Below are 1,780 nucleotides of genomic sequence, written 5' to 3'. Positions count from 1 at the left end.
ATCTGGGGGCGTGCTTATGGCAATGCAAAAATCAATAAAAAAAGCAAAGTAAGGTTGGTTCCAAAAAATTGTGAGGTGTATGAAAGGGATAATGTTGTCAATATAACTGATAAAACAGAATAAAGAACGGCGTGGGGGACGTGCCTTCTTTATGGTGTATAAACGCATATAAAACGCATTGCTATAAACATCTCATAAAAGATAGCATTCATAAAAAAAAGCCGTGCCAAATGATATGACGCGGCTTTCAAATGTCTATTCTAATGATTAAAATGAATCATCCACAATGGAGTAATGAATGCATATATACAAAACGTATCATATTGCAAGCACTCTATGAGAGATATGAAAACTTATCAAAAGAAACGTAAATGTGCGTATGATCTTTAATAACTCATTTGAATTACAGAGCCTATAAACGCTTGTTATGGCTATTAAACGTATCAAACAAATCAAAATGCTCGGTAGCTTTATCAATCCAATCAAAAGCAAATGCATATTAAGTGAATGTCTTGTAAAAACGTTCTTTTTACATTTGGAAGCGTTGGTTTTTACAAAGCAGCTTTTCATAAGATAAATAAACAAACGCTTTTATAAAGTGTAAGGTTTTTAAGATTTTGCTCTGCTGTGAAATCTAGATCTTCATTTTTCATAAATGAAACGTTCTTAAGAGCAAATGATAACTAAGTTATAACTGTAATAAAAAAAAGTTTTAACGTTTCTTATAAAGATCTCATTTTATGTTTCAAACGTTTAAACGTGCATTTAAAGAGGTTCTCATAAGCGTATTTGTACTTTTCATTAAAACCTAATTTCTTTAAATATTAGCCGGTCCATTTTGGGGATGTTATCTTAGAATAGAGCATTCTTAAATATTACAGCTTTTGACTCAAAATTGAGTAAAAACCCATACCTTATGATGTTACAATGGTTTTGAAGTTTGTTTGCTTATCTTTGTCTTAATAGCTGCCCCCAAATTTGGAAAGAGCTCTTTTGGTTTCGTATTTTTAAACTATAACTTTTAAAACGTTTTTAGTACCAAATCTAAAGTAGATAGTAATTCTACTGCCATGGCATTATTTGCCTCCATTTTTTTGTGGAAGCGAATAGTTCCGTTCTTAAAGACTAGCCTGCAATCTATTCATTAAAAGGCCTTTTCATTTCATGAGATATAGCGTTTTGAATTTCATGACCTTTATTTCCTACCTCGGTAAAAAAATACCGTGGTTATAAAATCGATCTTGTCTTTAAATCCTTTTATGCAATCTTTAAAATGTTCGGTGTTATGATGATGCTGTTATGACAGCTCTCTATTTTGCGCTCGCCAATTTTGGCGAATGTTAATTTGCTCTTTTATGTGATTAACAATCCAATCTTTAAAACAAGATGTGATCTTTAAACGTATGTTATCGATATTTTCAAACGACTAAATTTAAAACAATGTGATTTGTGCTGTGATAAAAACGTATCATAAAATTTATGAACTGTTATGAATGATATCGGCTTTTCATTTCATTTGAATACACACATGCGTTATAATACTTACATCATGATTTGCTTTTTATGGTCTATTTATGCATGGCAATCTTATATAAAAAATGGTCAAATGAATCACGTATAAAAAGATGGATTCTTGAGTGGATTCATATAAAATAATTGCAAACAACATATTGACTTTATTGCGTTTTTTTGTATAATGTGACTCTGTAAACCAAAAGGGGGTCTCTACCTGTGGACTTCCTGTTATTTGGTCAAATTCTTGATTACACCTTTCCAAGGC

General features: G+C 31.1%; 1 pseudogene. It reads right to left on the bottom strand.

The features are described 5' to 3' along the window. Positions 1 to 1,561 precede the first annotated feature (1,561 nt). Positions 1,562 to 1,780, bottom strand: a pseudogene (locus ACFILW_RS09565) (hypothetical protein); the annotation flags it as partial.

Origin of the sequence: Bartonella sp. TT110JLCBS (genome assembly GCF_042193405.1) — a bacterium.
GTDB lineage: Bacteria > Pseudomonadota > Alphaproteobacteria > Rhizobiales > Rhizobiaceae > Bartonella.
This window is presented reverse-complemented; position numbering and strand designations above follow the sequence as displayed.